This is a genomic window from Paracoccus yeei ATCC BAA-599, from assembly GCF_000622145.1.
GTDB lineage: Bacteria > Pseudomonadota > Alphaproteobacteria > Rhodobacterales > Rhodobacteraceae > Paracoccus > Paracoccus yeei.
The window spans coordinates 1-3,335 of the sequence record NZ_JHWH01000057.1 but is presented as its reverse complement, the minus strand read 5'-3'; the positions used below and the strand labels follow the sequence as shown (position 1 = coordinate 3,335).

At 66.5% G+C, this 3,335-nt stretch carries 3 protein-coding genes and 1 pseudogene; 1 reads left to right on the top strand and 3 read right to left on the bottom strand.

Features of this window, described 5'->3' with window-relative positions; translation table 11 throughout:
* A partial coding sequence (locus BU28_RS25890; protein ID WP_036763405.1) for an LPD7 domain-containing protein occupies positions 1–1,735 on the top strand: 1,735 nt, incomplete at its 5' end.
* Positions 1,736–1,768: 33 nt separating this feature from the next.
* Here the strand turns inward: BU28_RS25890 and BU28_RS25885 are convergent.
* From BU28_RS25885 to BU28_RS25690, 3 genes and pseudogenes are all read right to left on the bottom strand, one after another.
* Positions 1,769–1,990 carry a hypothetical protein gene (locus tag BU28_RS25885; RefSeq protein ID WP_028720576.1) on the bottom strand — a complete coding sequence of 74 codons (222 nt, stop codon included), beginning with the start codon at positions 1,988–1,990 and terminating at the stop codon, positions 1,769–1,771.
* A gap of 373 nt (positions 1,991–2,363) precedes the next feature.
* Positions 2,364–2,450: pseudogene (locus BU28_RS26870) on the bottom strand (helix-turn-helix domain-containing protein); the annotation flags it as partial.
* 491 nt (positions 2,451–2,941) lie between these two features.
* On the bottom strand, positions 2,942–3,121 hold the full coding sequence (locus BU28_RS25690; RefSeq protein ID WP_143809874.1) for a hypothetical protein: 180 nt from the start codon (positions 3,119–3,121) through the stop codon (positions 2,942–2,944).
* Positions 3,122–3,335: the final 214 nt, after the last annotated feature.

The following is a 3,335-nucleotide window of genomic DNA, read 5'->3' as shown; positions in this document are numbered from 1 at the left end:
GTTCCTCAAGCACACCGGCGCCGCCCGCAAGGGCCAGGAGGCCGATCCCGATGTCCGCCACGCCATCGCCTATCTGCTCGGCGCGGTGGTGCTGAAGCTCAAGGACGCCGGCGGCCCCAAGGTCCCGACGCCGCGCGCTACCCTTCCGATCCACATCTCGGGCGAGGCCTGGCTGGTCAGCCGGACCTGCGCTGCCCTGCCCTTCCAGCACCGTTATGCCTCGGGTGTGATCGCCTTCGACACGGGCGACATCGACATCGCGGCCTGGACCCGGGGCGATCCGGGCTTGCGCGGCATGACCGAGGCGCTGATGCGCGATTTCGAGGACCTGGCCTTTGCCGGCATCCCCGAGGCGCATCGCCCCGAAGTGCTCTGGGTCGCCCATACCGACAAGCAGCGGCTGGAGCTGAATTTCCTGTTCGCCCGCGCGGTGATGGACAGCCGGGGCCGGCTCAGGGCGATCAACCCCAAGCCGCCGGACAAGATCGGCATCGCGATGTGGGAGGCGTTCCGCGACAGCTGGAACCACCGCCATGGCTGGGCCGATCCGCAGGCCCCCGAACGCCACCGCGACCTCAAGCTGCCCGGCTCGGTGATCAGCACCCCGGCGCGCGATATCGAGGGCAACCCGACATTCGACATCCGCCAGGAGCTGGCCATCGAGATCGGCAACCAGATCGATCTGGGCGGCATCGCCAGCCGCGACGATGTGCTGACCTGGCTGGAGGGACAAGGCCACCGCATCAAGCGCAAAGGCCGTGATTACATCTCGGTCGAATGCCGGCTGTTCCGCGACTGCAGCGAACCGCCGGACGCCCCCGCCCGATACGCCAGGGCGATCCGGCTGCGCGGCGATCTCTTCGACCAGCGCTTCACCTCGCCGGCCTGGCTGGACGACTGCGGCTGGACTGCCGGCGGGTTGGCGCCCGAGCGGCGCGACATGCGCGGCGCGGCCGATGCGCTCGCGCGGCTGCGCGCGCTCCGCGCCGCGCATCATCGCGACCGGCTTGGCTGGCCGGAGCAGGCTCCGGATCCGGAGCCCGAAGCGCCAGATGACATCGAGGGGCTGACCTGCGCCTGGGCGCCGCCCGCGCCGGACAGTCCGACTGGCATCCGCGCCAAGGCCCGGCGTCCGAGTTTTGACGAGACCCGCCTGCCCGAGGACCTGATCGCCAAGCTGCGCTTTGTCGATTATCGCACGGGCCGGATGTGGCTGCAGGACGGCTCCTCGATCGAGGATCAGGAGCTCCGGCTGAAGGCCCACAGCCGCAGTCACGACACCATTCGCCTGATCATCGCCCAGGCGCGGCTGAAACGGTGGTCCGGCATCTCGGCGCGCGGCGACGCGGCCTTCCTGCGCGAGGTGACGCGCGTGGCCTTCGCGGAAGGTCTCGAGATTGCCGGCCGGGATGCAGGGATGGACAGGATCGTGCAGGATGAACTCGCGCGGCTGCGCGCCGCGCGGGATCAGACAGAGGTCCCACACAGCACTGCCGGAACACCCAAAGCTCCGGAATGCGCACAAACTCCGGATGCTCGCGATACCGTACCCGGCAGAAAGGGCAATCCGGCAACCCCGTGGTTCGAGGAACCCATGGACCACGACACGCTCCTGTTGAGGACGTTGGCCATGTTATCCGGCAGACACGATGCCGATGCCGAGGCCGAGGCCGAGGCCGAGGCCGAGGATCATCCCGACCCGGACGACCTGGAGGCCAGCATGTCGGGGCCATGAGGATCGGAGGGGGCGTTCTGGGGTGATGTCCGGTTATGCGGCCAGCCGCGTTACGGCCCAGTTCCCCGCATGCCCTTGGTGCAGCCAGGCCGCGACCAGTTGAAAGCCGCTCTGTGGCCAATCCTTGGGGGTCTCGAGCTTCACCAGCTCGACGATGCCGAACCCCGCCTCGTCGAGATCGCGCAGCCGTGCCTTGGTGGTCAGGTTCGTCAGCGGCGCAAGCCCAGACGATGTTTGGCGCGATGCGCATCGCATGGCGGGTGAACTCCCGCAGCCGCGACCAGGGCGGGTTGGTCATCACCCGATCCACCGGCTGCTGCCAGTCGAAGAAGTCCCGGCCCTCGCCGATCTCGCACCAGTGCCGATCGAGATGGGTCGGGAAGCCATCATGGAACGCCCCCTGCCCCCGCGCTGGATCAAGCACCCTGCCCGCCATCCGGTCGGAGAAATGCCCGATGACCGCCGCCGCAAGCTCCGGCGGCGTCATGACCAGGTCCTGCGCCGGCGCGTTCTTGGCCGGCACCAAGCCGCCCCGCCCGGACGGGGCAGCGCGCACCACCGACCCCATCCCAAGCAGCCGCGCGACCTTCAGCACGGTCGCGACTGTCGCGCCCAGATCTCGCTCGAGCGCGATGACCGTCGGCCGGCTGACCCCGATGCGGACGGCAAGCTCCGCCTGGCTGAGGCCCTTGGCGCGGCGCTGCGCGGCCAGCATCGCCGCCGCTTGCGTGCGTTCGGGCGCCCAGCCCCAGCGCAAGCCCAGCACCGCCATCACCGCGACAAGGGCGTGGACACCCCCTTCTCCCCGCTCGAGCGACCGCAGCGTCGGCAGGCTGATCTGCGCCATGGAGGCGACATCGGCCTGCGTCAGGCTGCGGGCACGGCGCGTGGCGCTGAGAAGATGCATGTCAAGAATCGTTGCTATTCTTTAGGATAAAAAAGAAAGGATACTTGACATCATCTGCGATAGATCGAGTAGAGGCACCAGACAAGAAATGTCGAGAAGGGCGGAGAGCGGTCTGTAGGCGGTGCAGCATGGCGCCCGCGGCGAGCTTGGGATAGCGGTCATTCATGCACCACGCAGCGTAAATCGCTCCCCTCCCCCCATCACGGGCGGAAAGCGGTCTGACGGCAGTGCGGCCTGGCAACCGCAGAAGTCTTGCCGAAACAGCTGCTCGAGCCGCCCGCAGCGACATCGCCGTAGGATTAGCCCGGAGCGTGGCTGATTGCATCGCAGCAGGCAACCCCAGCAAAATCGATAAAGTAGTCACCTAGCAGGCCGCGGACACGTAGCCGCTCATAGCGACGATCATCAGAGGCATCGATTTCCTTAATTAGAATATCATCAAGGTAATCATAAGGAATCTGGACGTTTGAACTGCTCATTAAGGTTGCGCAATTTTTTGTGGCGGCGCAATAACCTATCCCAACTCAGATAAAATCTATGAATTCGGATAGCAGGCGGCGCGCAGAAATAGCGGACAGTAGGCTACAGTACTTATGGTCCCGGAAGAACCTGCCACCAAGGTCGCGCTCCGCGTAGCGCGCAATGACGGGGTCGAGAACATCACGCCAGCCATCGGCGCTGTGGACGTTGCCA

Coding starts and splice junctions, on each gene's coding strand:
- BU28_RS25885 (WP_028720576.1), bottom strand. CDS start 1,990: ATGCGATGCGCATCGCGCCAAACATCGTCTGGGCTTGCGCCGCTGACG.
- BU28_RS25690 (WP_143809874.1), bottom strand. CDS start 3,121: ATGAGCAGTTCAAACGTCCAGATTCCTTATGATTACCTTGATGATATT.